General features: G+C 60.9%; 1 pseudogene. It reads right to left on the reverse strand.

The window, feature by feature from the left end:
- A pseudogene (locus AC04SG_RS32735) lies at positions 1–2,256 on the reverse strand (hypothetical protein); the annotation flags it as partial.
- Positions 2,257–2,413: the final 157 nt, after the last annotated feature.

Here is a 2,413-nt window from a genome sequence, read left to right on the forward strand (position 1 = left end):
CGTCCGGGCGGCCAGACCCGGATTGTTCCCCTGCAACTCTTGCGTCAGGAGCTGGTAGTCCCTCAGGACATGCTCGTCGCCCAGCCATTCCATGTCCTGGAGCACCAGCCCGCGGCCGTGAGACGGGGCGGTCGGACCCAAAGCCCCGATCTGAGCATCGGCGGATTTGCTTGCAAACGCCGGCACGGAATTATCGTCGTCGCGTGATTCAGACGGCGTGGCCGCAGTCAGATCAACCAATGGAAAATCGCGGTAGGTGTCGGGGCGGGCGCTGGCAGCGGGCGCTGACGCTGCTTCCAGGGTCGGCCACATACTCCAATCAAAGTTGAGCGGCATCTGCGGCCACCAGGTTGAGGCGAACCGGGCAGGTTCTTGCCGTCCGGCCTGGACTATGTCCTGCGCCTGCGATGGCAATGCACCCAGTTGACGGATGGGATCCGCCGACGACATCAGGCGACCGCCTGAATTGGCGATCTCGCTCAGCTGCCGCTCAACGGCAAGGCCGTGTAGATTGTCCAGGGGCCTCGGCCTCTTCGCTGGCCGCAACCCAGCTGTGTCACGCTCATCGTTGATGAGGACCTCCTCGCTTGGCAGGAGGTGGCTGCTGGCAAATGCACCGATCGGCTTGTCGGGGACCTGTCGCGCGGCCGGCTCGAGAGACGACGGGCCGGGTTTGTCCATCATCTCCCAAAGCAAATCCTGATCGTAGCTTTCTATGGGAGGCAGCTCATCTGGCCATCTGCTCGCGCCCTGCGACGCGCTGTGCTGGACAGCGGCGCCGCCGACGGGCATCGGCTCCATCCGGATCGCGTTTCCGGGATCAGGAACGAGGAGGATGTGGCGCTCGAGCTCCATCGCTTTAGCGCCTGCCTGCGATTTTCGCAGATCAGCCAGTGCGACACCGATATGCTGACTACCCCCGCTGTCCTTCCTATAACGCTCGACATCGCCGTCCAATGACGTGCCGGAAAGCCGAGCAGCAATGCCCGGCTTGTTGTTTTCACGCAGGTAGTCACTGAAACTGCGAAGAACAGCTGCATACAACCTGCCAGTCGATGTCCCTGCTTCGTTTTTGTACTCTTTAATGAGAGCCACGTCCTGGGGGTGAGGAGTTAGCTCGGTGCGGCTTGTGATCGGCACGACTCCGCCCGTCGACTGGAAGGTCCGGAGATGGACCATTGCCGGAAGGACTCGTCTGTGATGACCCTTTTCGATGGCCTCTCGCGCATCATCGGTCAGCGACTGGTCGTCGAGCCGAGCAGCAAACGGATCTTTGTTATTTGCAAAGAGCCAGCGCCCGAAGCTGCGAAGAGAAGATACATAGGCGTTGGCAGTGGCATCGGCGGCATTGCCCTCGAAGAGGGCCTTCTCAAGCCCCGAAATAAGGCGAGCGTCCTCGGAATAAAGAGGCTGCTTTCTCCGCCCTATCAAAACCGGCTCGAGAGATGGCGACGGGCCGGGTTCGCCCGTCAGCTCCCAAAGCAAATCCTGGTCGTAGCCTTCCACAGGAGGCAGCTCCTCTGGCCACCTGTCCGCTTCCTGCGACACGCTGTGCTGCGCAGCGGCGCCGCTGACGGGCATCGGCTCCATCCGGATCGCGTTTTCGGGAGCAGGAATATGGCGCTCGAGCTCCATCGCTTTAGCGCCTGCCTGCGATTTTCGCAGATCAGCCAGTGCGGCACCGATATTCCGATTGCCCTCACCGTCCTTCCTATAGCGCTCGACATCGCCGTCCAACGACGTGCCGGAAAGCCGACCAGCAATGCCCGGCTTGTTGTTCTCACGCAGATAGTCGCTGAAACTGCGGAGAATACCTGCATACCGGCCGCGGGTCCCCGTCGCAGCTTCGTTTTTGTACTCTTTGATGAGAGCCACGTCCTGGGGGTGAGGAGTTAGCTCAGCGCGGGCTGTGATCGGCACCAATCCGCCAGTCGACTGGAACGTCCGCAGATGGTCTATTGCCGGAAGGAGTCGTCTGTGATGAACCTTTTTGATGGCCTCGCGCGCATCATCGGTCAGCGATTGGTCGTTGAGCCGAGCAGCAATCGGATCTTTTTTATTTGCGAAGAGCCAGCGGCTGAAGGTGCGAAGACAGTATACATAGGCGTTGGCGGTGGCATTGGCGGCCTTGCCCTTGGGGAGCGCGTTGTTAAGCCCCGAAATAAGGCGAGCGTCCTCGGAATAAAGAGGCTCCTTGCTGTGCCCTATCAAAACCCCAGCTGACTGGATCGGCTGCAACGTCGAGGCCGCCGGCATTGCTCTGCCGCCACGTGAATTGACGATCTCGCTCAGCTGCCGCTCAATGGCAAGGCCGTCTGGATTGTCCAGGGGCCTCGGCCTCTTCGCTGGCCGCAACCCAGCTGTGTCACGCTCATCGTTGATGAGGACCTCCTCGCTTGGCAGGAGGTTGCTG

Source organism: Mesorhizobium sp. CNPSo 4684, assembly GCF_057784315.1.